Genomic DNA, 725 nt, shown 5'->3' with positions numbered 1-725 from the left:
CCGCGCGAAAGCGCGGTTTTTTTTAAGATAAATCCTGTTATTCTCAAGTATTGGATTTTTAAATTTTGCCTCAGATAATGAAATCGTACTCCATGCTGAATGAGATGCTTCAAGTAAGTATTTTCGGTGTCTAACTTCCTTCACATTTTATTTATCGGTAATCATTTTATTTCAGTATCTTAACTACTGCAGCTGTATACATTGTTGACAAGTAATTGCTAGAATTATGTACATTCAACTTTAGCCAATCAGACTATATCAATTTGATACAGATACAATATTATATATAATCTAAAACATTAAAATATCACGCTATAAAAAATGAAAATCGAACCAATTATCACAAAAACCAAATTTAGATTAATGCTTATTTTTTCTCTACTCTTCGCCATTTTTAGTGCAACATTTGATGCCTATGATGAAACATTTATCTCAATCAATGAGACGTTATCAATAGATCCCCAAAACTGGGAATTAGCCATTACTTGTCTTCTTTTAATTATTTTTTTGATCATATTCATTGGTTTGCTTCTATTCAAAGAATGGGCGAGGAAACTATATATTTATACTTTTTTCCCAATTTTACTCATTTATTTATTACCGAGTTACTATTGGACATTAATATCTGGTCTAAGTGCTATTTTTTATGAGCTAGGCAATATTCTCTCTACACTAATTTGGGGCATTTTAGTTGTACCTAGCCTCTACCAACCTTTATTTAAAAA

Annotated in this window: 1 protein-coding gene; it reads left to right on the top strand. The window is 30.1% G+C overall.

All coding sequences use genetic code 11. The features are described from left to right. Positions 1-321: 321 nt before the first annotated feature. The coding region (locus UC75_RS18245) for a hypothetical protein (protein ID WP_212771782.1) at positions 322-725 on the top strand (404 nt) is incomplete at its 3' end.

Source organism: Acinetobacter sp. V2, assembly GCF_001188385.1.
In the GTDB taxonomy this organism is placed as follows: domain Bacteria; phylum Pseudomonadota; class Gammaproteobacteria; order Pseudomonadales; family Moraxellaceae; genus Acinetobacter; species Acinetobacter oleivorans.
This window is presented reverse-complemented; position numbering and strand designations above follow the sequence as displayed.